Origin of the sequence: Sulfitobacter sp. SK025, assembly GCF_003352105.1 — a bacterium.
Lineage (GTDB): Bacteria > Pseudomonadota > Alphaproteobacteria > Rhodobacterales > Rhodobacteraceae > Sulfitobacter > Sulfitobacter pontiacus.
On record NZ_CP025808.1, the window covers coordinates 2610966 to 2636568 of the forward strand.

At 61.7% G+C, this 25603-nt stretch carries 26 protein-coding genes and 1 tRNA gene; 8 read left to right on the forward strand and 19 right to left on the reverse strand.

The window, feature by feature from the left end:
* Positions 1–36 precede the first annotated feature (36 nt).
* Entirely contained in the window at positions 37–780 is a 744-nt protein-coding gene (ygfZ, locus tag C1J04_RS12635) for a CAF17-like 4Fe-4S cluster assembly/insertion protein YgfZ (protein WP_037953836.1), read from the forward strand.
* 215 nt (positions 781–995) lie between these two features.
* Here the strand turns inward: ygfZ and efp are convergent, their stop codons facing one another.
* Positions 996–1559 (reverse strand): elongation factor P, encoded by a 564-nt coding sequence (gene efp / locus C1J04_RS12640; protein WP_009825091.1) that lies wholly within the window; start codon positions 1557–1559, stop codon positions 996–998.
* Positions 1560–1779: 220 nt separating this feature from the next.
* Between efp and C1J04_RS12645 the strand changes: the two genes are divergently transcribed.
* Complete coding sequence (locus C1J04_RS12645; RefSeq protein ID WP_005849321.1) at positions 1780–2100, forward strand: DUF6280 family protein; 321 nt, start codon at positions 1780–1782, stop codon at positions 2098–2100.
* Positions 2101–2399: 299 nt separating this feature from the next.
* Here C1J04_RS12645 and C1J04_RS12650 read toward each other — a convergent pair whose 3' ends face one another.
* The 12 genes from C1J04_RS12650 to C1J04_RS12705 form a co-directional block, all read right to left on the reverse strand.
* Positions 2400–2672, reverse strand: coding sequence for a DnaJ family domain-containing protein (locus C1J04_RS12650; RefSeq protein WP_368072307.1), 273 nt, complete (start codon positions 2670–2672; stop codon positions 2400–2402).
* 223 nt (positions 2673–2895) lie between these two features.
* Positions 2896–3945 carry a hypothetical protein gene (locus tag C1J04_RS12655; protein WP_009825094.1) on the reverse strand — a complete coding sequence of 350 codons (1050 nt, stop codon included), beginning with the start codon at positions 3943–3945 and terminating at the stop codon, positions 2896–2898.
* Positions 3946–4019: 74 nt separating this feature from the next.
* A complete protein-coding gene (locus C1J04_RS12660) occupies positions 4020–5459 on the reverse strand; it encodes a TolC family outer membrane protein (RefSeq protein ID WP_009825095.1) in 1440 nt (479 codons plus the stop codon).
* Between the two features lie 57 nt (positions 5460–5516).
* A complete protein-coding gene (locus C1J04_RS12665) occupies positions 5517–6170 on the reverse strand; it encodes a protein-L-isoaspartate O-methyltransferase family protein (protein WP_009825096.1) in 654 nt (217 codons plus the stop codon).
* 198 nt (positions 6171–6368) lie between these two features.
* Positions 6369–6442, reverse strand: a tRNA-Cys gene (locus C1J04_RS12670).
* 136 nt (positions 6443–6578) lie between these two features.
* The gene (gene proB, locus C1J04_RS12675) at positions 6579–7739 is read right to left on the reverse strand and encodes a glutamate 5-kinase (protein WP_009825097.1); all 1161 of its coding nucleotides are present in this window, start codon (positions 7737–7739) and stop codon (positions 6579–6581) included.
* 157 nt (positions 7740–7896) lie between these two features.
* Positions 7897–8340 (reverse strand): acyl-CoA thioesterase, encoded by a 444-nt coding sequence (locus C1J04_RS12680; protein WP_009825098.1) that lies wholly within the window; start codon positions 8338–8340, stop codon positions 7897–7899.
* Positions 8340–9500 carry an iron-containing alcohol dehydrogenase gene (locus C1J04_RS12685; RefSeq protein ID WP_009825099.1) on the reverse strand — a complete coding sequence of 387 codons (1161 nt, stop codon included), beginning with the start codon at positions 9498–9500 and terminating at the stop codon, positions 8340–8342. Before C1J04_RS12685 ends, C1J04_RS12680 begins: the two co-directional genes overlap by 1 nt.
* A gap of 257 nt (positions 9501–9757) precedes the next feature.
* The gene (gene ptsP, locus C1J04_RS12690; RefSeq protein ID WP_005849365.1) at positions 9758–12019 is read right to left on the reverse strand and encodes a phosphoenolpyruvate--protein phosphotransferase; all 2262 of its coding nucleotides are present in this window, start codon (positions 12017–12019) and stop codon (positions 9758–9760) included.
* Between the two features lie 161 nt (positions 12020–12180).
* Positions 12181–13419: an aspartate kinase gene (locus C1J04_RS12695; RefSeq protein WP_005849367.1), complete on the reverse strand. Its 1239-nt coding sequence runs from the start codon at positions 13417–13419 to the stop codon at positions 12181–12183.
* A gap of 161 nt (positions 13420–13580) precedes the next feature.
* Complete coding sequence (locus tag C1J04_RS12700; protein ID WP_237279682.1) at positions 13581–14039, reverse strand: DUF1178 family protein; 459 nt, start codon at positions 14037–14039, stop codon at positions 13581–13583.
* Between the two features lie 72 nt (positions 14040–14111).
* Positions 14112–14579, reverse strand: coding sequence for an NUDIX hydrolase (locus tag C1J04_RS12705; protein ID WP_009825101.1), 468 nt, complete (start codon positions 14577–14579; stop codon positions 14112–14114).
* A gap of 99 nt (positions 14580–14678) precedes the next feature.
* On the opposite strand from C1J04_RS12705, the gene modA reads away from it, so the two are divergent.
* The 3 genes from modA to modC are packed head-to-tail and all read left to right on the forward strand — an operon-like array spanning position 14679 to position 17178.
* On the forward strand, positions 14679–15407 hold the full coding sequence (gene modA, locus C1J04_RS12710; protein ID WP_009825102.1) for a molybdate ABC transporter substrate-binding protein: 729 nt from the start codon (positions 14679–14681) through the stop codon (positions 15405–15407).
* Complete coding sequence (modB, locus tag C1J04_RS12715; protein ID WP_009825103.1) at positions 15404–16093, forward strand: molybdate ABC transporter permease subunit; 690 nt, start codon at positions 15404–15406, stop codon at positions 16091–16093. The genes modA and modB overlap by 4 nt, the downstream gene beginning before the upstream one ends.
* A complete protein-coding gene (modC, locus tag C1J04_RS12720; protein WP_009825104.1) occupies positions 16090–17178 on the forward strand; it encodes a molybdenum ABC transporter ATP-binding protein in 1089 nt (362 codons plus the stop codon). Before modB ends, modC begins: the two co-directional genes overlap by 4 nt.
* Here the strand turns inward: modC and C1J04_RS12725 are convergent.
* Complete coding sequence (locus C1J04_RS12725; protein WP_005849379.1) at positions 17175–17939, reverse strand: EcsC family protein; 765 nt, start codon at positions 17937–17939, stop codon at positions 17175–17177. The two genes, modC and C1J04_RS12725, sit on opposite strands and share 4 nt — an antisense overlap.
* A 53-nt stretch (positions 17940–17992) precedes the next feature.
* Positions 17993–18526: a GNAT family N-acetyltransferase gene (locus C1J04_RS12730; protein ID WP_009825105.1), complete on the reverse strand. Its 534-nt coding sequence runs from the start codon at positions 18524–18526 to the stop codon at positions 17993–17995.
* A gap of 37 nt (positions 18527–18563) precedes the next feature.
* On the opposite strand from C1J04_RS12730, the gene C1J04_RS12735 reads away from it, so the two are divergent.
* A complete protein-coding gene (locus C1J04_RS12735) occupies positions 18564–19169 on the forward strand; it encodes a flavin reductase family protein (RefSeq protein WP_037953841.1) in 606 nt (201 codons plus the stop codon).
* A 78-nt stretch (positions 19170–19247) separates the two neighbouring features.
* Here C1J04_RS12735 and C1J04_RS12740 read toward each other — a convergent pair whose 3' ends face one another.
* Positions 19248–20909, reverse strand: coding sequence for a SulP family inorganic anion transporter (locus C1J04_RS12740; protein WP_009825107.1), 1662 nt, complete (start codon positions 20907–20909; stop codon positions 19248–19250).
* 168 nt (positions 20910–21077) lie between these two features.
* Here C1J04_RS12740 and C1J04_RS12745 point away from each other — a divergent pair, with 168 nt between their 5' ends.
* On the forward strand, positions 21078–21950 hold the full coding sequence (locus C1J04_RS12745; RefSeq protein WP_009825108.1) for an S-methyl-5'-thioadenosine phosphorylase: 873 nt from the start codon (positions 21078–21080) through the stop codon (positions 21948–21950).
* A gap of 214 nt (positions 21951–22164) precedes the next feature.
* Positions 22165–22695: an adenine phosphoribosyltransferase gene (locus tag C1J04_RS12750; protein WP_009825109.1), complete on the forward strand. Its 531-nt coding sequence runs from the start codon at positions 22165–22167 to the stop codon at positions 22693–22695.
* Between the two features lie 17 nt (positions 22696–22712).
* Here the strand turns inward: C1J04_RS12750 and C1J04_RS12755 are convergent, their stop codons facing one another.
* Genes C1J04_RS12755 through C1J04_RS12765 form a run of 3 tightly spaced genes read right to left on the reverse strand, consistent with a single transcriptional unit; the run spans position 22713 to position 25551 of the window.
* A complete protein-coding gene (locus C1J04_RS12755; protein ID WP_009825110.1) occupies positions 22713–24134 on the reverse strand; it encodes an FAD-binding oxidoreductase in 1422 nt (473 codons plus the stop codon).
* Positions 24135–24185: 51 nt separating this feature from the next.
* The gene (locus C1J04_RS12760; protein ID WP_009825111.1) at positions 24186–24971 is read right to left on the reverse strand and encodes an SseB family protein; all 786 of its coding nucleotides are present in this window, start codon (positions 24969–24971) and stop codon (positions 24186–24188) included.
* Positions 24964–25551: a uracil-DNA glycosylase family protein gene (locus C1J04_RS12765; protein ID WP_174226612.1), complete on the reverse strand. Its 588-nt coding sequence runs from the start codon at positions 25549–25551 to the stop codon at positions 24964–24966. The genes C1J04_RS12760 and C1J04_RS12765 overlap by 8 nt, the downstream gene beginning before the upstream one ends.
* Positions 25552–25603: the final 52 nt, after the last annotated feature.

The following is a 25603-nucleotide window of genomic DNA, read 5'->3' on the forward strand; positions in this document are numbered from 1 at the left end:
CTATATGTCATGTTAACCATTGAAAGGACAAGCGATATGACCAGCCGCCGCATCCTGAGACTGTCAGGCCCCGACACCCGCGAGTTTCTGCAGGGCCTTGTGACCAACGATATCCGCAAGCTGGATCAGGCCCCGATCTATGCCGCGATCCTGACGCCCCAAGGCAAATTCATCACCGATTTCTTCCTGTCCGCCGACGGGGACAGCGTTTTGCTGGACGTGGCCGAAGCGGATGCCGACGCGCTGGTGCAACGCCTGACCATGTACAAGCTGCGGGCTGATGTCACCATAGACGCGACCGAATTGCATCTGCACCGCGGGCTAGAGAACTCACCGGACGATGCCTATAGCGACCCCCGCGATGCCCGCATGGGCTGGCGCGCCTATCGCGACACACCGCAAACCGATGACACCACCGATTGGGACGCGCTGCGGGTGACCTATATGATCCCCGAAACTGGGGCAGAGCTTACCTCGGACAGCTTCATCCTCGAAATGGGGTTCGAGCGGCTGAACGGCGTGGATTTTCGCAAGGGCTGCTATGTCGGACAAGAGGTAACGGCCCGCATGAAACACAAGACCGAGCTGCGCAAAGGCTTGGCCCAGGTCGAGATCAGCGCGCCGGTAGAACCCGGCACGGACATCACCGCCGATGGCAAACCTGCCGGTACGATCTTTACCCGCACCGGCACCCATGCGCTGGCCTATCTGCGGTATGACCGCGCCAAGGCGGCGATGCAGGCGGGGGACGCCACGGTGACCATGGTGACGGACGGCTAAGGCCCCGCAACGGCCCTGCGTAAATATTAGGCACGCCAAGATGACGGCGTGCGCAGCCCGCCGGAAAAGTTGCATATCAGCAACAAATACCCGCGATTGGGGAGATCCGAGGCTTCCAAACCCAATACCCCGCCTGCCCCGCAACGCAAAAGAGCCCCGGCGTTCACCGGGGCTCTGCATCGCAGCGAAGCTATGACGTAGCGTCACACCACAGCTTACGCGCGTTCGGAATATTCCATCGTTTCGGTGTTCACGATGATCTCTTCATCCTGTCCGACGAAGGGCGGCACCATCACTTTGACGCCGTTATCAAGCACCGCTGGCTTGAAGGAATTCGCCGCTGTCTGGCCTTTGACGACCGGTTCAGTTTCGACAATTTTACAGGTTACTTTTTGTGGCAAGGACGCGTTCAGCGCCTCTTCCTCGTGATACTCGACCACGACCATCATACCGTCCTGCAAGAAGGGGCGACGTTCGCCCAGAAGCTCGGCTGAAAGCTGCACTTGCTCGTATGTTTCGGTGTCCATCAGAACCAGCATACCTGCGTCTTCATACAGGAATTGTTGGTCTTTTTGCTCTAGCCGGACCTTTTCAACCTTGTCGGCGCTGCGGAAGCGTTCGTTCAGTTTCGACCCGTTGCGCAGGTTGCGCATTTCGACCTGAGCAAAGGCGCCGCCCTTGCCCGGTTTGACATGATCGACCTTGACCGCTGCCCAGAGACCACCGTTATGCTCGAGCACATTTCCTGGCCGAATTTCGTTCCCGTTAATCTTTGGCATGTATCAGCACCATAGCAATGAAGTTGAAGAGAGATTGGACCGACCTATATATATCAACGTCGACCCCCGCAAGACAGCGCACCCGATGCTGCAACCGCGAAAGCTATGCAGTAAATGCATGAGTGTTATGCAATAAAGGTGTATCCGAATCGAGCTCTTTCGGTCATAAGGAACCCCACGCCTAAATGACAAGAGCAAGAATAATAGAAAGGACGACGAGATGAAAGATTTCGTTGATGGCACTGCCTTTAACAATGAACAAGGTAACCGTGCCCGCAAACTTTTCGCAGCTGTGGTACTGGCTGCATTGGACGATGCGATTGCCGATGACAAAAAATACGGCAACGGTCCTGAACAGATTGCCCGTTGGGCCCGCTCCCGCGATGGCCGCGAAGTATTGAGCTGCGCGGGCATCGACCCCAACGAGCGTGTTGTCGAAGGTCTGATGGACTTTGTTGGCAAAGGTGTCCGTACCTCTGTCGCCCTGTCCCGCGAAGAGTCCGAGCGTCGCCACGCTGCACAACAGGCTGAAGCTGCCTGAAGACTGCCAAAAGTTTGAACAAAAAGATGCGGCTCACGGGCCGCGTTTTTTTTGACTAAATGCAATTGTGCTATGCCGGAAAGCGTTGCGCCCGCCTGATGCGCAAACGGGCAAGGTGTGACGCCCGAGCCCCTTACCTGATGCGTTGCGCCGAAACGGTAAAGTCCCGACAGTGGTGGATTTCTGCGAGAGTGCTGGGGTCTTGAATCTAGGTTGTAGCGACGAAGCTGGCGTTCGCTGAGGCAGCGCGATCAGGAAAAATGCTCCCGCTGCTTTCCAAAAAAGATAGGGAGTAGAATTTATCTGCGCATGAACTTCTGGCGAGCTTCACGAGCGATATTGTATTGCAGTTCAAGGCGAGCGAGTTCAGCCATCGCTTCCTTCCGTTCAGGCCCGTTCGCAAGCGTGGCGAGGTGGCCCTGATGCGCAGCCATCTTCTTCTTGAGTTCGATTTCTTCTGGCACGACACCGGCTTGAGCCACAATCCGGAACCCCGCAGCTTCTCCCGCATCCACAAAAGCATCCGCTGAGCGATCAGGCAGTGGTTTTGCCTTCGCCTTCAAGACCTTCAAGCTGACCTTGCAGCTTCGCCTTCTGTATCTGGCGCTCGATGAGTCTCTGAAGATTTCGGATCATGCTGACCAATAGCTCAGTGTTTAGGTAACGGATACTACGGGCTCGAAGCGGACGTTGCGGCGGCGGCGTCTTGGCCTGAGCTGCAACACATCTGGCAAGGGGCTTGCGTGACGCCCTGCCCCTTTATCCACTAAGATGCGCGTTCGCGCTAAAGGTTCTTTATTCCAGATCTTGCGACGTCAGGGCGCGGTGAATTTCACGGCGCACCAGTTTGCGGACGTTGCGGGTGATCCGTTCACCCAAGGCCCCCTGCAGCTCTGTGCGGACAATTTCAGACACCAGATCACGCAGCATCTCTTCGTCCAGATATTCATCCGGCCCGAAACCGAGCGTTGCATCATCATCCTGCGCCGTTTCGGCAGCGGCGTCGGTGGTATCGGTCACAGTCGCATCTGCTGCGGTCACGCGGGTGGCAAAGGGGCCGTCCACTACGCGGTCTTGGGGTTCGGCACGCTCTTGGGGTGCATGGGCCTCGACTGCATCGTGCCATCCCATATCCTCGTCCAGCAGGGCCTCTTCCGCATCGTTTGGGGCGGCATCGGACACAGGCGCGCCGGTGGCGTCGAACTCAACGTCATCTTCCCAGGCCATCGCGGGGTCTTCGCTGCCGGAGTAATCGCTTTTGCCGGGCTCGTCAGGTTCCCAGTTTTCGGGAATGCGGCTGATCGCTGTTTCGAGGGCCGCGATTTTCGCGCTCAACCGGTCCGGCGTCGGTGGCACATCATCGACGAGCTCGGATGAGCCAAGGTTGAGCATATCGGTGGAGTATGCCGCAGCACGTGGCGCGCTAAAGGCCAACTTGCGCGGCGGCTCGGTCGTATCCTGCGGCTTGCCATCCCCTGCGGGCGTAGCGAACTGGGCGCGAAAACGCGGTTCGCGGCCGGAAATAAACTTAAAATCTTCGGCAACTTGATTGCGATCCGAGGCGGACAAATCCGCCCCCTCGTCCGTCTCAAGGTCGGTATCCATGTCCTGCATCGCATCCTGATAGGACGCCGACCGGGGCTGAACCGCCTCTGGCTTCGCCTCTTTCCGAGGGGCGGCCACAGGCGCGTCATTGGACACGCGCAAGGACGGCGTCAGCACAAGTTTCTCTTCAATCGCAGGCGCTTCCGACGGCTTCTGCGCTGGTTTGCGATCTTCGGAGACCAGACGGCGGATCGAAGACAGCACGTCTTCGACCTCTGCATTTGTGACGGTTTCGGACATATTTAATCACCACTCGTTCTTCGCGAATAGTCTAACCCGAAGGTTGGCTTCTCACAATGGGGGTGGTGAAAATGTCAGTCTTTTTGCAGCGCCTTCAGCACACGATCCAACTGCTTCCCCTCTTTGGAGTATTTCGTCGGGCCGTCCTTAACCATATTATAATAGGCGGATGGATCATAGATCTGCACCGGCAGTTTCAGGTCCTGCGCGGTCAACTGACCCGTCGCGGAGAGCACGGAATAGGCCGCAACATAAAGCTGCGATTGCGCCGACACACGGGCAGAACGGGCGTCGAGCAAGGATTGCTCTGCGTCCAGCACATCAAGTGTGGTGCGCGCGCCCAAGCTGGCTTCCTCGCGGATACCGTCAAAGGCGATCTGTGCGGCGCGGACCTGACGCTGGGAGGCTTCGATCTGCGCTCGGGCAGAGGCAAGCCCCGCATAGGCATCGCTGACCGCGCGCTCCACGTCTTTAACCACCACATGCAGGTTGCCGCGCTGTGCGTCGCGCTGCGCCTGGCTTTTGCGAACACCGGCCGACAAGGCACCGCCTTGATAGATCGTTTGCCCGACCTGAAAGCCGATCGACCCGCTGCGTGTCGAGGCTTGGGAATCAAACGTCTCGGTCAGACCGTAAGCCCCCTGCACCGAGACATTGGGCTTCAGTGCGGTTTCGTTGCTGCGTACCAGCAGATCGGCAGCCGCGACCTGGTGCTGGACGGTCAGGATATCGGGGTGCTGACGCACCGCAAGTGCCTTGGCGGTCGCGATGCTGTTGGACAGTTTCGGCAGGCTTGGCGGCGGGCTTAGACGACCGGGCTCACGCCCCACGGCCACCTTGTAATAGGCTTTCGCACTGATGAAATCGCCCTGCGCACCGGCAAGATTGCTCCGCGCGGCGGCCAGCTGTGCTTCGGCAAGTGATACGTCGGTGCGGGTCACCTCCCCCACTTCGAAACGGTCACGGGCGGCGCGCAATTCCTGCGTCAGAACCCGCACGTTATTCTCGGCCAGAGAGACAAGCTGCTGCGTCTGGATCACGGTCATATAGGCATCAACGGCGCGCAGCAGAATCTGCTGTTCGGCGCTGACCAGCGTTTCGCGCGTGGCAAGCACGGTTTCTTTTGCCGCCTCGATCGCATAGCGCGACGACCCGAAGTCATAGACCAGCAGCGACGCCACAAGATTCACCGATGTCGTCAGTGAATCGGTAGAGCTTTTGAAACCCGCCGGGATGGTGCTGGTGCCCCCGCTGACCGACCGGTTATAGGATTGTGTCAGGTTTCCCGTCCATTGCAGCACCGGCTTGAGCGCGGATTTCGCGATCGCCACATCTTCGTCTGCGGCGCGCAACACGGCGCGGTTCTGGTCCAGCAGGCCCGAGTTGTTATAGGCCCCGACCAGCGCATCGGCCAATGTCTCTGCCTGTGTGGCCATCGGTGCCAGCAGCCCCAAACCGACGCAGGACGCCGCGATCATGCTGCGGACGGACCGCATCTTGCCCGTATTCATCATATTTTACACTCCATCGGTGTCACTGCATCTGCCGTCATCTGCAGCAGTTCTGATAGCTTAAAGCTGGAATTCTTTCGCGCGGGTAAACCCGTCCAGGACAGGTGCGGCGGCGTTGAAACTTTTGCGCCAGCTGATGCCACGTTCGCTTTTGTAGCCCAAACGCACCTCGCCCAGGGGGCCGTCCATGAACAGGCAAGCGATCCGCCCGCCATCCTTGAGCTGCGCCAACAGCGCTTCGGGCACGTCAGCCACGCCGCCTTGCACGATCACTACATCATAGGGCCCATGTTGCTGTGCCCCATCAGCCAGCGGGCCGTGGTGTACGATGACATTGTCGATATCCGCGTTGATCAGGGCTTCCTGCGCTTCTTTCGCCATCTGCTCGTCATCCTCGACGGCGACGACCGCTTCGGCCATATGTGCGATCACGGCAGAGGAATAGCCGTAGCCACAGCCGATATCGAGCACCAGCTCGTCATTCTCGACCCCAAGATCGTCCAGCATCTTGGCCAGCGTCCGCGGCTCAAGCAGCACGCGTCCTTCGCCCAAGCTGATGTTTTCGCCCAGATAAGCTGCCTCGCGGCGGGCCACCGGCACAAAATCCTCGCGCGCCACCTTAAGCATCGCATCAATGATCGGGAACTTGGTAACATCCGAAGGGCGCACCTGAGTATCAACCATCATGGTGCGGCGGGCTGTGAAATCTGTCATCAGCTAAACTCTTTCGTTCAGTTATTTGTCTCGTGAGATGCCACATCACCGCCCGCCGGGCAACGGCCAGTCGGGTCAATAGGCGCAATTTTCCGTATTTGGCGGATGATACGGTTAAAACATAGAGGATGCCATAGCCACGACGCATGCCACGCGCGGTCAGCCTGTGAGAAACATAATTTATATAGGGGAATATAGTGGAGGCGAGTAGGAGAATCGAACTCCTGTACACGGATTTGCAATCCGCTGCGTAACCACTCCGCCAACTCGCCTTGGCCGCGATGACGCGGCTGGCACATGGGCCACTGCCCCTATGCGTTTGGCGCTTATCCCGATTTTCTGGGGAAATGTCTAGCCCAGTTTAAAGCAAAACGGCGGGAAAAATATCTCCCGCCGTGAAATGGTCAATTACAGGGAAATGACGGGCTTGTCGTCTTCTTCGGGCGCGTCGAGCTGCAGGTGGTGATCTTCGAGGATCAGGATGTTTTCCGCCCCCACAACCGCGCTTTTGGTTTTGTAGCCGATGACATCCTCGATCTCCATCTCGGGGTTGCGCGCCATCAGGATCGTCTCTTCTGACGAGAAGTTGGTCAGCCCGCGGGCGAACTCGTTCCCCTGCTCATCATAGACGTGCAGCACGTCACCTTTGGAGAATTCGCCCTGGATCGACACCAGATCATCACGCTGCAAGCCGCGCTCCTTGGCGGTGATCGCGCGGACAGCCTCGTCCGTGACGACCAGCGTTCCGGCAACCTGCAAACGGTTGCTCAGCCAGATCATCAGCGGCGACGCGGCCTTGCCCGACGCCAGACAACGGGTGTGGCGGCGTTCGTTGTTCAGCACCGAGGAAATCGGGCGTTCGATGATGCCGTCGGCGATGATCGTCTCGACACCGGCGTTCTGTGCCATATTGGCCGCCAACATCTTGGTCAGCATGCCGCCGCTGCCCAATTCGCTGATGCTTTTGGTGGATTCGAGGTGTTCGGACACATCTTCGATTTCCTCAATGAACTGGGCACCGGGTTCGGAGGGGTCACGGTCATACAGGCCTTCGACGCTGGTCAGGATGATCAGGTGATCGGCCTCGACCATCTGGGCCACCTTGGCCGAAAGGCGGTCATTGTCGCCCACTTTCAAGTCGCGTGTGGCGATGGAATCGTTTTCATTGATGATGGGCAAGATCTGGTTTTCAAACAGCCGCAGCATGGTGTTCTTGATGTTCAGAAAGCGGCGACGTTCTTCCATGTCTTCGACGGTCACCAGCATTTGCGCCACGTCAAAATTGTATTCATTCGCAACCTGACGGTAGGCGTTCATCAGCAGTGGCTGACCACAGGCGGCCGCCGCTTGCTTGTCCAGAATACCGGCCTCTTCGGGGCGTTTTCCGATCATGTTCAGGCCAAGCGCGACCGAGCCTGAAGAGGTCAGGATGATCTCGTATCCCTGGTCCTGAAGGTCCCCCAAATCCGCCATGAGACCGTTCATGAAAGCATAGCGCAATGTCAGCTTTTCTTCATTGGCCAACAGACTGGATCCGATTTTAACGACGATACGTTTCTTCTTGGACACGGGGAGATTTCTCCGGTTTATTGTTAAATTTCAACGCGTCATCCCGCGCGACACAGAATGCCGCAACGCAGAAAAACGCTGTGATTCGGGGATGTATAACATGTGGACACCAAGCATTTGCAACCGCCAAGCTAGGGCGCGCGGGATTACGCCACGCTCAGGCCGTGGTTTTCAGCCCTTCTAGCGCGGTACGGGTCGCGGCGGGAATCTCTGTCGGGCGGTGGTCGTCGCGGTTTACATAGACATGCACAAAGAACCCTTCGGCAGAGGCGTTTTCCTCGTCGTTCCGGAACAGGCCCAGCTCCATCCGGACGGAGCTTTTGCCAAGCTGCGCCACCCGCAGCCCCGCTGTCACGCGGTCGGGGAAGGCCATCTCTCCGAAATAGCGGCAACCGGTTTCCACGACGAGCCCGAAGGCGGGGCTGGTCTGCGGGTCCAGCAGCCCCCGTTCTATCAGCCAGCCGTTTACGGCCGTGTCAAACAGCGCATAGTGCACGACGTTGTTCATATGCCCATAGGTGTCATTGTCGTTCCATCGCGTCTGCAATGGATAGAAATCCGCGAAATCGGCACGGGTGGCGGCAGGTGCGCGGGCAGCCATTACCAAGCCGCCTCGTAGATCGCCTGAGCATCGGCCTGTGTCACCTCGCGCGGGTTGTTCACAAGCAGACGGGCCTGCACCATCGCGTCTTCGGCCATCTTGGGGATCGCGGACCGGGGGATATCGACATCGCGCAGGCGCGGCGGCAGCCCAAGCCGCTTGGACAGATCCGTCAGCGCATCAACGAAGGCGGCGGTGCGGGCCTGACCGCCTTCGACTTCTGCCAGGTCGGGGAAGGCATCGGCAGCGATCTCGGCATAGACACTGCTGGCTTGGGGCGCGTTGAAGCGCAGCACGTGGGGCAGCACCAGCGCGTTGGACAGCCCGTGCGGGATATGGAAGGTGCCACCGATGGGATAGGCCAGCGCGTGTACCGCCGCGACGGGCGCATTGGCAAAGGCTTGCCCCGCCAGCATCGACCCTAGCAACATCGCGCCGCGGGCCTCAAGGTTGCTGGCATCCGCAACGACGGTTTCGATATTGGCCCCCAGCAGGCGCAGCGCCTCGCGGGCAAGTAGCTTGGACACAGGGTTGTTGTTGGCATTGACGGAGGCATAGGATTCGATCGCGTGCACCATCGCGTCAACGCCTGTGGCCGCGGTGATCGACGCGGGCAGACCGACGGTCAGGGAGGCGTCCAGAATGGCCATGTCAGGCAGGATTACCGGCGAGGAGACACCGCGCTTTTCCTCTGCCCCGACGGTGATGATCGACACAGGCGTGACCTCTGACCCGGTGCCAGCAGTGGTGGGGACCAATACCAGCGGCAGGCGCGGCCCCTTGGCCTGCCCTACCCCCCAAGCGGCATCCAGATCCTCGTCAGAGCCAAGCAAAAGCGCCACAAGCTTGGCCACGTCCTGCGATGACCCGCCGCCAAAGCCGATGACTCCGGTCGCCCCCGCGCTGCGCCCTGCCTCTACCGCACGCATCAATGTCTCGCGCGAGGGGTCGGCCTCTACATCATCAAAGACGGTGACCTGATGACCGGCTTTCTCAAGCGCATCGATGCAAGGGTCGCACAGGCCCAGTTTGCGCAAACCGGGGTCGGTGATCAACAGGCACGTCTTGCCCAGCAACCCGCCTGCCAGCGCGGCGATACGCACGGCGGCCCCGTTTTCGAATACGACGGATTTTGTGGTGTTGAATACAAAAGGGTTCATATGCCCGCGCCTCTCCCATAGCTGGCTGCAGCGGTCCTCCGCGCTGCGACTTGGGGGCATTAAAGGGAATTATCCTGCACGCGCATAGCCGTTATTTCGGTTTCTTTTTTCGCTCTGCGAAACTGAGGTAAGAGCCTGGCCCGCCACGCGAAAGATGTGCATAACCGCCTTGCGCGCATGGATTTTGCCACACGGCATTCAGCGCCCGCGTGGATAAGTCGGGCCCACCCGACAAATCAGACAAGCCGTCAGGTCCTTCAAGGCAAGCGGCGGACTTCGTTGGTCTGGCTGCGCAGATACTCCATCACCGCGGGACGTACCGATTGATCCCCGCGATCCCGTGCGGCATGAATCACCTCGCGGATTTCCCCCAGATCAGAGCGGTGCAACATGCTTTTGACCGGCCCGATGGACGCGGGACGCATGGACAGCGTTGTGATCCCGATGGCAGCAAAGCACAGCGCCTCTATGGGGCGGCCCGCATCCTCGCCACAGAACGACAGTGGCGTACCGGTTTCGCGGCAACGGTCTACGATGTTCTCTAAGAAGGTCAGGAAACTGACATTCAACGTGTCATAGCGGCGGCGCACCAGCTCGTTCTCGCGGTCGGCGGCAAAGAAGAACTGCTTCAGATCGTTGCCCCCAATCGACAGGAATTCGACCTCTTCGAAAAACTTCGTCGGGGCAAAGGCCAGCGACGGGGTCTCGAGCATCGCGCCCACTTCGATTTGCGACGGCAGCACATGGCCCAAGCGCGCCTCGCGGGCGAGCGTCTTGTCCATCTCGGCACGGGCGGCGCGGTATTCTTCGAACTGCGCGACAAAGGGGAACATCACCGACAAGGGGCGCCCGTTCGCCGCACGGATCAACGCCTGCAACTGCATCCGCATCATGCCCGGCTTGTCCAGCCCGACACGGATCGCACGCCACCCCAAAGCGGGGTTCGGTTCGTCGTTGGGCTTCATATAGGGCAGCACCTTGTCCGACCCGATATCCAACGTCCGGAACACCACACGTTTGCCCGACGCGGCATCCAACACACGGCTATAAAGCGCGGACAGCTCCGACCGTTTCGGCATCTGGCTGCGCACAAGGAACTGAAGCTCCGTGCGGAACAGCCCCACCCCTTCGGCCCCTGACCCGTCAAGCGAGGGAAGATCTGCCATGAGACCCGCGTTCATATGCAGCCCGACCCGCGTGCCGCATTTGGTGATCGCCGGTTTGTCGCGGATCGACGCATAGCGTTCCTGCGCCTCGGCCTGCATCGCGATTTTGTCGCGGAAGGCAGAGGCAACGGTTTCCTCGGGGCGCAGATGCACCACGCCCTGTTCGCCGTCCACCATGATCCGGTCGCCGTTCAGCGCATCATTGGTCACGCGGCTGGCATGCACGATCAGCGGGATCGCCAGCGCCCGTGCGACAATCGCGGCATGGCTGCCAACTGACCCGCCCTCCAGCACGATACCGCGCAGGGAACGGCCGTATTCCAACAGCTCTGCCGGTCCGATGTTGCGCGCCACCAGAATAGGGTCGGTGGGCATCTCGGCCCCCGTGTTCGACCCCTGCCCTGTCAGAATGCGCAGCAAGCGGTTGCTGAGGTCATCGAGATCGGACAGACGTTCGCGCAGATAGGCGTCGGCGGCCTGCCCCATACGGGCGCGCGCCAGAGATTGCTCTTTCTCGACAGCCGCTTCGGCAGACAGGCCACGGCCGATGTCTTCCTCCATCCGGCGCAACCAGCCTTTGGAGTTGGCGAACATCCGATAGGCTTCAAGCACCTGTTGCTGGTCTTTGTCCCCGCCTGCCATCGCCATCATCTGATCCACGCTGACGCGCAAATCATCGACCGCCTCGTTCAGGCGTGCGGTTTCACTGGCAGGGTCATCGGCCACAAGCTTTGACACGACAACGCGCGGCTCGTGCAGCCAGACGTGGCCTTCGGCAACGCCCTCTTGCGCCACGGTGCCGCGGATCAGAACCGCCTGACTGTGCCGCGCCGACATCGCGGCACCCTCGCCGACAAAGGCCCCCAGCTCGGTCATTTCGGCCAGTACCATGGCGACCACTTCCAGCGCATAAACCTCGTCAGCCGAGAATTCCCGCGCGGCTTTGGATTGCACCACCAGAACGCCCAGCATCTCGCCCAAGCGCTGCACCGGTATCCCCAGAAAGCTTGAATACAGTTCTTCGCCCGTTTCCGGCATAAAGCGGAAACCGGGGGCCTGCGGGGCATTTGGCGTGTTGATAATGCGTTTGCGTTTGGCGACGCGGCCGACCAGCCCCTCGCCCATCTTCATGCGCGTCTCGTGGACCGCATCGGCCTTCAGCCCTTCGGTCGCGCAAAGTTCCAGCGTGTCTTCATCGCGGAACAGGTAGATAGAACAGACCTCGCAACCCATAGAGGACGCGATCAGATGCGTGATCTTGTCCAGCCGCGCCTGCCCTGCATCATCACTGGCCATGGCATCGCGTAAGCGACCCAACAGCTTGCGGCTTTCTGTCTCTATCCCATCAGCCATGTGATCATTTCCCCCCGGCGATGCCAGCTTAGATCACAGGCGTCCCAAAATTGAAACGCCTGATATCATTGACATCTATCATCTGCTCCCCGAGGCCGGAAGATGCGTTTTCCCCTGTTGCGGGAAAACGCTGTGATCTTCGCAGATGGGGTGCCCGGGAATTAGGCGCGTTTGTCCAGCTCGAACGCGTCATGCAGCGCCTGAACGGCCAGCTCCATGTATTTGCGGTCGATCAGAACAGAGATTTTGATCTCGGAGGTGGTGATGACCTTGATGTTCACACCCTCGTTCGACAACACCTGAAACATCTTCGCCGCAACGCCGGTGTGGCTGCGCATGCCGATACCCACGACCGACACTTTCGCCACATCGGTGTCCGCGATCAGATCGTCGAAATTCAGCTCGCCCGATTTTTTCGCGGCATCAATCGCGACTTCCGCGCGTTTGATCTGATCGACGGGGCAGGACCACGTCATATCGGTGCGCCCCTCTTCCGAGATGTTCTGAACGATCATATCGACGTTCACGCCACCATCGCTGAGTGCGGTGAAGATCGCGGCGGCAATGCCGGGGCGATCCGCGACCGATACCAGCGTCATCTTTGCTTCGTCACGCGAAAACGCGATACCGGATACTACATTGCTTTCCATAATTTCCTCCTCGGCGCAGACCAGCGTTCCAGCCTCGTCTGATTGTTCCTCAAAACTGCTCAGCACGCGCAGCTTGACCTTGTACCGCATGGCCAGTTCGACCGACCGGGTTTGCAGCACCTTGGCCCCCAGCGACGCCAGCTCCAGCATCTCTTCAAAGGCGATCTTGTCGAGCTTGCGCGCCTTGGCGCTCACCCGCGGGTCGGTGGTGTAGACCCCGTCCACATCGGTGTAGATATCGCAACGCTCTGCATCAAAGGCAGCGGCAAAGGCGACGGCGGTGGTATCCGACCCGCCACGCCCCAGCGTGGTGATCCGGCCCTCGGGGGAAACGCCCTGAAAGCCCGCGACAACCGCGACGCGCATGCCTTCGCCGAATTTCGCCATGATGTTTGCAGGCGGAATTTCCTCGATCCGGGCCGAGGAATGCGCGGAGGTCGTCTTGACCGGCACTTGCCAGCCTTGCCAGCTGCGCGCCGGTACGTCCATTTCCTGCAAGGTCAGCGCCATCAGACCAGCGGTGACATTCTCGCCCGAGGAGACGACAGCGTCATATTCGCGAGCGTCATATAGCGGAGAGGTTTCGTTCACCCAGCCGACCAGCTCGTTCGTCTTTCCCGACATGGCGGAAACGATGACGATCACGTCATAGCCCTTGGCCACTTCAACGCCCACGCGTTTGGCCGCGCGGCGGATACGGTCCAAGGTGGCCACCGACGTGCCACCAAACTTCATCACCAGAACAGGCATATGTCCCCCGTTGCAAAACTCCGGCGCGGTGTACGCGCAAGCGCCGCCCTTAGCAAGCCCGCAGGCCGCTGTCGTAACGCAGGGAAATTATGTGTGAACCGCAAGTTGCAAGGTGGCGGGGCGGGGTATCCGCCCGCCCAAGGTCGCCTGCGACCCGCCGTCTATGACGTGGTGCGTTTGGCCCGAAACGGCAGCGGTGTCAGCGGGATACCCTCTTCGATCAGGGCGACGGCTTCGTCCAGACGCGCCTCGCCGTAGATCGACCGGTCGGGCGCATCCCCGATGTGGATGGCACGGGCTTCACGCACGAAATCATCGCCCACATATTCCGAGGAGGTTTCGACCTCTTTGCGCAGCGCCTTCAGCGCCTCTTCCAACGCGCTTTGAGGTTTCGATAGCACCGGCACTGCGGCGTCCGGCTTTTGACCACCCTCACCGCGGTTCTCGCGGCGCTCGCCGGTTGTGACACGGGGGGCCATCATGCCCTTGGTCACCTTGGTCGACCCACACAGCGCGCAGGTCAGATGCCCCGCCTGCGCCAGCGCATCAAAGGCGGCGGCAGATTTGAACCAGCTTTCAAACTGGTGGTCCTGATCACATTTCAGCGAAAACTTGATCATCGCGCCCGCAGGCATCCTCTCGTCGTTAAGATATCTTAAAAATGGGGGCGCAAGCCGGTCCCGTCAAGCGGCTCAACTCCGCCCGCGCGGATCGAAGTCCCGGATCATGCGCGCCAGCTCGGGCTCTGACACCATTTTGGCGGCCTTCTTGCGCGACATCCACTTGCGGCGCCGCTGGCCGGCTTCGGGGTATTTATCGGCGGTGATCTTGACCTCTACGGGATAGAGCATGGCCACCACCGGCAACATCTCTCCGTCGTCCATTTCCTTTGTGTAGGAATAGACGCCAAGGCAGCCGCCCGTGACCCGCCCGCGCACGCCCGCTTCTTCCCATGCCTCGCGCGCGGCGGCGGCACCGGGGGTTTTGGCATCCATCGGCCAGCCTTTCGGCACAATCCAGCGTTTCGCCCCCCGAGACGTGATCAACAGCACCTGCACCTTGCCTTGGCGCACGCGGTAACACAGCGCGGCGAACTGTGTTCGCACCTCTCCCTTGCGGGCACCTTGCAGTGATATGGGCAGCTGTTTCATGCGGGGCATTCTGTCTCCGGGGTGGTACGGCAACAAAAGCCTACCCGTGCCGTGATGACAAGACCAGTCGCCCTTGCACGCCCCTACGGCATGGCGGATACTGCGGGAATGAAACGTTTTTTGCCGCTCATTTTTGCAGCGCTGCTGCCCACCCTCACGCAGGCAGAGCAGCCTTCGGTGACGGTCTTTGCGGCCGCCAGCCTGCGCGGTGCCCTGGACGAGGTCGCGCGCGGCTATGACGGCGATGTGGCGCTGTCGTTTGGCGGGTCCGGCACGATGGCACGGCAGATCGATGCGGGTGCCCCTGCCGATGTGGTCTTGCTTGCGGCACCGGTCTGGATGACATGGCTGCGGGATCGCGGCGCGGTCAAATCGGACGCGGTGGTTGATCTGCTGGGCAATTCGCTTGTGGTGATCGCCCCCACAGACAGCAATATCGCCCCGGACCCCGCCGATCTGGCGGGTGCCCTTGGCGATGCGCGGTTAGCGATGGGTCAACGGGACGCGGTGCCCGCCGGTATCTACGCGCGCGAATGGCTTGAGGCGACCGGACAATGGGACGCGATCGCCCCGCATCTGGCAGAGACGGATAACGTGCGCAGCGTACTGGCTTTGGTCGCACGGGCAGAGACGCCTTTGGGCGTGGTTTACCGCACCGATGCTTTGGCCGATCCACAGGTCCGCATCCTCTATGATATCCCGCAGGAGACACACAGCCCGATCACCTACCCCGCCGCCGCGCTTTCTGACAGCGGCGCGGCCTTCATGGCGCATCTGCAGTCCGACGACGCCCGCGCGGTCTTTGCCCGCCACGGCTTCAAGCCGCTTCCCGAATGACCGCAGACGCCGCCGCCTGGGACGCGCTGCGTCTGTCGCTTTGGGTCGCAGTTTGGGCGACGCTGCTGGCAATTCCGCTGGCGCTTTGGGTGGCGTGGCTGCTGGCGCGGCGGGATTTCTGGGGCAAGGCGCTGCTGAATGCCGCCGTGCATCTGCCGCTGGTTTTGCCGCCTGTGGTCACGGGATATCTGCTGCTGATGGCATTCGGACGGAACGCGCCCTTGGGCCGCGCACTGGACGCCATCGGATTGCAACTGGCGTTCCACTGGTCCGGCGCGGTGCTGGCGGCGATCATCATGGGGTTCCCCTTGATGGTCCGCGCCATGCGCCTCGCGATAGAGGCGGTAGACCCCAAGCTTGAAGACGCCGCTGCCACGCTCGGTGCCCCCCGCGTGGCGGTTTTCGCCCGTATCACCCTGCCCCTGATCTTGCCCGGTGTGCTGGCGGGGACCGTGATGGGCTTTGCCAAAGCCATGGGCGAATTTGGTGCCACGATCACCTTTGTCGCCAATATCCCCGGCCAGACGCAAACCCTGCCAAGCGCCATCTGGGCCGCCTTGCAGATACCCGGTGGCGAGGGTCAGGCGGTGGCGATGGTGCTTATGTCTTCGGCCATCGCGGTCAGCGCCGTTCTTCTGTCCGAGCTGCTCGCCCGCCGCGTTGCCAAAAGGATCGCGGGCGCATGACGCTTTCCCTGTCCCTGTCGCACCGCTTTGACGGCTTCGCGCTGGACCTCGCGCTTGAGGCCGGGCCCGGAATCACCGCGCTGTTTGGCCGGTCGGGGGCCGGAAAATCCACCGTAATCAACGCCGTTGGCGGCTTGCTCCACCCCGACCGCGGGCGCGTCGTGATCGAGGACGAGGTGCTGCTGGACACCGAAGGCGGCATCTATGTCCCCCCGCACAAGCGCCGGCTTGGCACCGTGTTTCAGGATGCGCGGCTGTTCCCGCATCTCAGCGTGGCGCAAAACCTGATGTTCGGTGCCCGCTATGCGCCGCGCGGCAGCAGCGGCCCGTCTCAACGCGACGTGGTGGCACTGCTTGGGCTAGAGACATTGCTCGACCGCGCGCCTGCCACGCTGTCAGGCGGCCAAAAGCAGCGCGTCGCCTTGGGCCGCGCCTTGCTGAGCCACCCGCGCATGTTGCTGATGGATGAACCGCTCGCCAGTCTGGACGGGCCCCGCAAGCAAGAGATTTTGCCCTTTCTCGAGCGGCTGCGCGACGGGCCGCTGGGGCTGCCGATCCTGTATGTCAGCCACGCGGTGGACGAGATCGCGCGGCTGGCCGATACGCTGGTACTGATCCAGAACGGAAAGGTTCAGGCGCAAGGCCCGCTGTTCGATGTCATGGCCGATCCCGCCGCCGTGCCCCTGCTTGGTGTCCGCGAGGCGGGTGCCGTGATCGAGGCGGATGTCCTTGAGCATGGGAATGACGGGATCACGACCCTGCGGATCAGCGCCGGAGAGCTTGAGCTGCCCGGCGTGCACGCCGATGCCGGTGCCCGCGTGCGTCTGCGGATGCTGGCCCAGGACGTGATCCTGTCCCTGACCCGCCCCGAGGGGCTAAGCTCGGTCAACGTGCTGCCCGTCACGGTCGAGGCGGTTCACCCCGGCGACGGTCCGGGCGCGGCCATTGCCCTGCGTGCGGGGCGTGACCGGTTGCTCAGCCGTGTGACGGCACGCGCTGTCGCCGAGCTTGGCCTGACACCGGGCATGACCTGCTATGCGATCCTCAAGGCCACCACGGTCGCGCCGGGCAGTATCGGGCGCTAGGCGATCTTGCGCAGCCCGACCTTCGCGCGCAGCCGCTCGACTAGTTCTTCGTGGGGCACATCCGCATCAATCGCCAGCTTGCGCAGCCCGAAATGCACATGGGCCATATCTTCGTAATAGCTGGTATAGGCATAGTTGGTCGCCGCACCGGCCACCGCCCCCAGCACCGGCACCGCCTGCGCGGCCAGCTTTTGCCCCAAGACCAGCGCCAGACGCGGAGCCACTTTGGCAATCACCGCCTGCATGGCGCGCCCGCTTAGCGCGACCCGCGCCGATAGGAACGCCAGATCGGCCCCGTCATCCTCTGACAAGGGCCCCGCGGCGCTGAACACCTGCACGCAATCGAACTGCACATTCTCGGCATGGGCATCAAAGCCGTGTTCCACCGCCACCCCCTGAATAACGCGGAGCAACAAGGTCGTCGTCACCGGCAGCTCTGCCAGTGCCGTAGGCAGGCCACCTGCGCCGCCCGCCGCCCCCATCGCCGCGCTGACCGCCTGGTTCAGCCAGCTTTTCTGGTCCGGCACCATCGACCGCGTCGACGTCGCTGCCTTCATCGCCTGGCCCAATGCCTTGACGGTGGCGCTTTCAAGATTGCGGCGCACGGGCGAGGGAAGCTTGTCGATCAACCCCTCGGCGCTGCCGCCGATGACGTTCAACACATTGATACCCACACCGCCCGCGCTTTTGTAGCGCTTGGCGATCTGGTCCAGCCGTGCCTCTACGTCAATGGTGCTGGGTAGGTTGCTTTCAATCTGCATGGGGTGGGGCCTCCGCCTGTTTGGCTAGAATGTGGGCCATCCCGCCACCGCTTTCAATGTGGCCAAGCGGTGACATCGCCCGCGATACCTTCCCACGCGCCATCGACCAGCGCGCGACCCAACACCCGTTCAGGGTTCGTTGGCGGCGGCATCACCACATCGGTCAGCAGGGTAAAGCCGAAGCGGTTATAGTAAGGCGCATCCCCCACCAGCATCACGCGCGACCACCCCAGCGGGGCCGCTTGCGCCAGACTGCCCTCGATCAGCAAGGCACCCAAGCCTTCGCCCTGCCGCGTCGGGTGCACGGCAACGGGCCCCAACAACAGCGCGGCATGGGCACCGATACAGATCGGCCAATAGCGGATGGCCCCGGCAAGGATACCGCCCGCGTCACGTGCCACATGGTTCAGCCCCGCCACAGGCGGCACCCCGTCGCGCAGGCGATAGGACGACAACGCTTCGCGTCCCGGCGCAAAGCAGGTGTCGTATAACGCTTCGACTTCCCAGTGATCGGCAGCCGTCTCGGGGGTAATATGATACAAGGCGTGGCCCTCTGGACGGTTTTCCTGTGGCGCTGCCTTTATCATGGCGCTAGCCATAGGTGCAAACCATGAGGAGAGTTTGATGTTCTACCGCCCGCAAGACGGCCACCCCCTGCCCCATAACCCGTTCAACGCGATTGTCACCCCACGCCCGATCGGATGGATTTCCACCCGAGACGCGGACGGGAACGACAATCTGGCCCCCTATTCGTTTTTCAACGGGGTCGCCTATACGCCGCCGCAGGTGATGTTTGCCTCTACCGGGACCAAGGCCGATGTGGACGGGACCAAGGACAGCATGGCCAACATCCGCGAGACCGGCGTCTTCTGCGTGAACATTGTCGAATACGCGATGCGCGACGCGATGAACGCCTCCTCTGCGACGCTGCCCCATGGCGCGGATGAATTCGGCCACGCTGGCGTCGAAAAGGCGAGCTGCGACCAGATCAATTGCGCCCGTGTGGCGACCGCCCCTGCCAGCCTGGAATGCCGCATGACCCAGATGGTCAAGATCGAGGGAGAGAATAACTTTGTCGTCTTCGGCGAGGTCGTCGGCGTCCATATGCGCGACGATTGCATCAAGGACGGGCGCTTTGATGTGACGACCTTCCAACCGCTGTCCCGCTTGGGCTACCGCGATTATGCCCGCGTGACCGACGTGTTCGAGATCATCCGCCCCGACGATTGATCCCGCCCCATTCCGAAAAGCAAAAAGCCCCCGATGCGGACTGCATCGGGGGCTTTTTGTTTCCCTCGGTCGGGCGGTTTAGTGACCGCCAAGAATGCCGGTACGGACCTGATAGTTCGCCGCGATCTCGTAGTCGGGATCATCGTCGCTATCGATCATCAGATGCCCGGTCTTCTTCAGCAAACGGTGACAATCGCGGCTGAGGTGGCGCAGCTGGATGCGCTTGCCCGCGCCTTCGTATTTCGCGGCAATCGTCTCGATCGCTTGCAGGGCGGATTGGTCCACAACGCGGCTGTCCTCGAAATCGACGATCACCTCGCTGGGGTCGGCCTTGACGTTAAAGAGCTCGGCGAAACCTTCGGACGATCCAAAGAACAGCGGCCCCTGAATCTGATAGACCTTGGCCCCTTCGGGTGTGGTGTATGTCTTGGCGTGAATGCGCCGCGCATTGTTCCACGCATAGGCCAGCGCCGACACGATCACACCGACGACCACCGCGACCGCAAGGTCTTCGTAGACGGTGACGACAGTGACCAGCAGGATCACGAAGGCATCGGTCAGTGGCACTTTGCGCAGGATCCCAAAGGAGTTCCACGCGAAGGTGCCGATCACGACCATGAACATCACCCCGACCAGTGCTGCCAGCGGGATCTGTTCGATCAGTGGCGCGCCGACCAGAATGAACAGCAGCAAAAAGACCGCAGCCGCAATCCCCGCAACCCGCGTGCGCCCGCCGGATTTCACGTTGATCATGGACTGACCGATCATGGCGCAACCGCCCATACCGCCGAAGAAGCCGGTCACGGTATTGGCCACACCCTGCGCGATACATTCCTGGCTGGCCCCGCCGCGGGTGTTGGTCAGGTCGCTGACAAGATTCAACGTCAGCAGCGATTCAATCAGGCCGATAGCCGCAAGGATCACCGCATAGGGCAGGATGATATACAGCGTCTCGAGCGTGAAGGGTGCCAAGGCGGTGCCGTACAGGCCGACACCTTCGCCAAACGGCATGTGGAACGTCGGAAAGCCGCCCTCGATAGATGCCAGATCGCCGACCCGTGGCACATCCATGCCTGTCGCGATCACCAGAATGGCGATGATGCCGATGCCTGCCAGCGGTGCGGGGATCAGCTTGGTGATGCGCGGCATGACCCAGATGATCGCCATCGTCGCGGCTACCAGCGCCAGCATAAGGTAAAGCGGCCCACCCGACAGCCATTCGCCACCCGACATGCCGTGACCTGTATCAACCATCGTGCCCGGTACTTTGAACTGGCCCATCTGGGCAAGGAAGATCACGATGGCCAGACCGTTCACAAACCCCAGCATAACAGGGTGCGGCACCAACCGCATGAACTTGCCCCATTGCATGACACCCGCGAAAATCTGGATCAGCCCCATCAGCACGACCGTGGCGAACAGATATTCCACCCCGTGCTGCGCCACCAATGCGACCATCACAACCGCCAAAGCACCCGTCGCCCCCGAGATCATCCCCGGACGCCCGCCGATCAACGCGGTGATCAACCCCACCAGAAAGGCCGCATAGAGGCCCACCAACGGGTGGACCCCCGCGACAAAGGCAAAGGCAACCGCTTCGGGCACAAGGGCCAGGGCGACGGTCAGCCCCGACAGCAATTCGATGCGCAGCCGCGACGGAGAGAACCCCTCTCCCGGCATCCATCTCAGGTCGGTCACATCAAGATTTTTGGTAAAACTACGGAACGTGGTACGCGCCATCGGGCATCCTTCGGGTCAAATCGCATCAATAAGTCGGAAAGGTCTTTGCGGCCTCCTAGCTGAAACGTGAACAAAATGGAAGCCACGCGACGGCGCGGACCGGATTCAAGGCTTTCCCTATGGGCCAAGCTTGATACTCTGCGCACAACTCAATCCAAGGGCGACTTCATGACTCAGACGAAAATTGCCGTGATCGGCGGCTCCGGCATCTATGACATCAACGGGCTGGAGGGGGCCGAATGGCTTACCGTGGAAAGCCCCTGGGGCCCGCCATCCGATGCGATCCTGACCGGCACGCTGGACGGGGTAGAGATGGCCTTTCTGCCGCGCCACGGGCGCGGACATGTGCATGCGCCCTCTACCGTTCCCTATCGCGCCAATATCGATGCGCTGAAACGGCTCGGCTGCACGGATGTGATCAGCGTCTCGGCTTGCGGGTCGTTCCGCGATGAAATGGCGCCGGGAGATTTTGTGATTGTGGACCAGTTCATCGACCGCACCATCGCGCGGGAGAAATCTTTCTTCGGCACCGGCTGCGTGGCCCATGTCAGCGTGGCGCACCCCACCTGCCCACGTTTGGGCGACGCCTGCGAAACCGCTGCGCGCGACGCGGGCATCAACGTGCACCGCGGCGGCACCTACCTTGCGATGGAGGGGCCGCAGTTCAGCACATTGGCGGAATCCAAGATGTACCGCGAAAGCTGGGGGGCGGATGTGATCGGCATGACCAATATGCCCGAAGCGAAATTGGCCCGCGAGGCAGAGCTTTGCTATGCCTCGGTCGCGATGATCACGGATTACGACAGCTGGCATCCGGACCACGGCGAGGTCGATGTGACCAAGATCATCGAGACGTTGATGGGCAATGCCGACAAGGGCCGTCAGCTGGTCGCGCGCCTGCCCAAACTGCTAGGAGCCGACCGCGCCCCCTGCCCGCACGGCTGCGACCGTGCGTTGGAATATGCGATCATGACCCAGCCCGAAATGCGCGACGCGGCCCTTGTGGCCAAGCTGGATGCCGTCGCGGGGCGCGTGCTTTAGGCGCACTGCAAACGCTGTCGCAGCGCCCGTGGCGGGTGCTGTGGCAGCTGAGTTTATTTGGCAAAATGAAGCGGGGCCTTGCGGCTTTGACGTGAGTTCCCGCGGGGCCGCGCTGTGGAAGATGCTTGCTGACAGGGAGCGGGTCGCTTAACGCTGTGGCGCGGTTGTTGCGCTGGTGTGGCGACCGACCAAAGCCCAACGACCGGAGCACTGCATGAAACAGGTTCAAGATTACATCCGTACCATTGTCGATTTCCCTCACGAAGGGATCATGTTTCGCGATGTGACCACGCTTTTCGCCGACCCGCGCGGGTTCCGTATGGCCATCGACCAGATGCTGCACCCCTATGCCGGCATCGACATCGACAAGGTCGTCGGGCTTGAGGCGCGCGGCTTTATTCTGGGTGGCGCGATTGCGCATCAGCTGTCCGTCGGCTTTGTGCCGATCCGCAAGAAGGGCAAGCTGCCCGGTCGCACCATCTCTCAGGATTACAAGCTCGAATACGGCGAGGCGATTGTGGAGCTGCACGACGACGCGATCCAGCCCGGTGAGAAGGTGTTGGTTGTCGACGATCTACTGGCCACCGGTGGCACCGCCGAGGCGGGGATCAAGCTGATCCAGCGTTTGGGCGGCGAGATCGTGTCCTGCGCCTTTATCATCGACCTGCCGGAACTTGGCGGGCGCAAGCGGCTGGAAGCGATGGGGATGGAGGTCAACGCGCTCTGTGCCTTTGAAGGCGCGTAAACCGCATTGCCGAGACTTTATTCCGGCGCGGGGAACATCGCGCCGGGGTTCATGATCCCGTTCGGATCCAGCGCCGCCTTGATCGCGCGCAACGCAGAGAGCTTTGCCGGATCGCTATAGCGTTCGAGGTCATTGACCTTGAGCCGCCCGATCCCGTGCTCCGCACTGACAGAGCCGCCGAGCTCGTGCACCAGATCATGGATCGCCGTCTTGATGGGCAAGCGATCCTCCAGATGATCCTCGCGGCTTCGGCCCTGCACCGGGAAAACGTTGTAGTGCAGGTTGCCGTCGCCCACGTGGCCGAAACAATTGATCCTGAAATCGCCCAGCGCGCCGACCTTTTCCCCCGCGCGGATGATAAATTCGGGCAGCGCGCCCAAGGGGACCGAGATATCGTGGCTGGAGATCGACCCGATCTGGCGGTTGGCGTGGGGCATCATCTCGCGGACGGCCCAGAAATCTTCGGACTGCTGCTGGCTTTGCGCGATCAGCCCGTCTGTGACCAGCTCCGCCTCGAAGGCGGCGGCAAACAGCGTCTCGAGCGCCGCCATCGGTTCCAGATCACCGCTGAGGCCCAATTCGATCAGCACGCTCCATTCTGGCGGGCTCTCGAAGGGCTGGCGGAGTTCGGGCATCTTTTCGGTGAGGAAATCCAGCCCGACGCCGTTCATGATCTCGAACGCGCTGATCATCTCGCCCAACTGACTGCGCGCGAGCGACAGCAGCTTCAGCGCCGCCGCCGGAGAGTTCACGACCAGCAGCGCGGTCCCCGTCTTGGCGGGCCGCGGGTAGAGTTTGAGCGCAGCGGCGGTGATGACGCCAAGCGTGCCCTCGGCACCAACCAGCAGGTGACGCAGATCGTAGCCGGTGTTATTCTTGCGCAGCCGTGTCAGGCCGTTCCAGATCTGGCCATCGGGCAGCACGGCCTCTAGCCCCAGACAGAGATCGCGGGCGTTGCCATAGCGTAGCACGCCGGTGCCGCCCGCATTTGTCGCGAGGTTCCCCCCAATTCGGGCAGAACCCTGTGCCGCGAGGGTCAGGGGAAACAGGCGATCCGCCGCCTCGGCGGCGTCCTGCACGTCGGACAGGATCATCCCCGCTTCGGCTACCAGCACGTTTTCATCGGGGTAGACTGCGCGGAGTTTGTTCATGCGTTCCAGCGACAGGATCAGCGGGGCGGGGCCAGAGTCTGCCACCTGGCCGCCCACAAGTCCGGTACCACCGCCATAGGGGATCACGCCGACCCGTGCTGCATTGGCATGGCGGATCAGGGTCGCGACCTCTTCGACCGTGCGTGGCAGAGCCAGCACTGCCGATTTTCCGGCATACAGCCCGCGGGGTTCTTCCAGATAGCGGGGTTCGACCGCGCGGAAGACGTCGGGCGACAGATCGGCACGCAGCGCGGCCTCGAATGCGGGATCGGCGGGGTTCAATGTCATGGCCTATTGATCGCGCCAAGCGGGGCGGGATGCAAGCGGCTTTGGTCCTCGCTAATGCAGGATCGGCGGCTTTGACGGGTCAGAGCCGGGGGCCTCCATCCGCGGGGTTTTTTCCAGCGGGTCCATCTGGGGCAGATCAAAACGCAGCCCGACTTTCGACAGTTTTTCAACCGTCGGATCAGAGGGCGCGAAGAAGCCCACATCCATGGCCCCCGCATCGATACCCGAGAATGTCAGCGCCTCGGAAGCGGCACGAACCAGCGCGTCTTGCGCGCGCGGGATGGCCCCGACAAAGCCCAGCAGATGCCCGCGCCCGCCGCCGGTGTATTCAACCCCGACCAGCCACGCCCCTGCCGCCATGCCTGTGGCGGTCGCCAGCTTGGCATCAATCGCGGCAATCAGCGTTTCGGGCAGGCCCTTGGGCGGCAGAACACGGTCGATGCGCGCCTCGACCTCTCCGGCTTCATGGGCGAGTGTGTCGCGCAGCCAAGCCACGGCGCTGTCGGGCAGCACGATCGCCGAAGGGGCGACATCCAGGTTCACCGCCATGCCAAGCGGTTGGCCATCCAGCATCCCCGCAATCGCGCGCCCCGACAGCGCCACATAGGGCGCGGGCTGCCCGACATAGGCCGCAAGCCGTTCGATCCGGTCAAAGACCAGCACATAGGCGTCCTCGAGCAGGACAGGGCTGACCTGATCGGCGTCCGGTTCGGCTTCGAGCAGCAGGAAAAGCTCCACATCGGCCATGCGTTCGTAGAACCGCAGGCGGGCAGCGTCATCGCTTTCATCGGCCATCATGGCGGCATGGGCGATGTCCAGGGGCGTCGCTTCAGTCATCCAGTACATTCCTTACAGCAGCGCGGAGCCGGGGAAGCACGTCCTCCTCGAACCACGGATTTTTCTTGAGCCAACCGGTATTGCGCCACGACGGATGAGGCAAGGCAAAGACGCCCTTCGGGTGGTTTTGCCAATCGGCGACGGCGCGGGTGACTGTGGTGAACCCGGGCAGGTGATAGCGCATGGCATAGGCCCCGATCAACACAGTCAGGCGGATATCGGGCACGGTATCCAGCGCACCTGCCCGCCATGTCTTCGCACAGATCGGCGGAGGCGGCAGATCGCTGCCCTTGGCGTCATAACCCGGAAAGCAAAAGGCCATGGGGATGATCGCCACGCGGCTGCGGTCATAAAAGGTCGTCTCGTCCACGCCCAGCCAGTCGCGCAGCCGTTTGCCCGAGGCATCCCAGAAGGGGGTGTTTGCCTCATGCACTTTCAACCCCGGCGCTTGCGAGGCGATCAGCAGCCGCGCGCCGGGTTGGAACCAGACCACCGGATTGGGCCGGTGCCCCGTCGCCGTAGCCGCAAAGCGGTCGGAGCAGAGGGTGCATTGGCTGAGTTCGGGGCGGATGTCGGTCATGGTGGTAGACCTAAGCGGTGGCGCGCCGGTTTCAAAGGGGGCGGTGACGCGG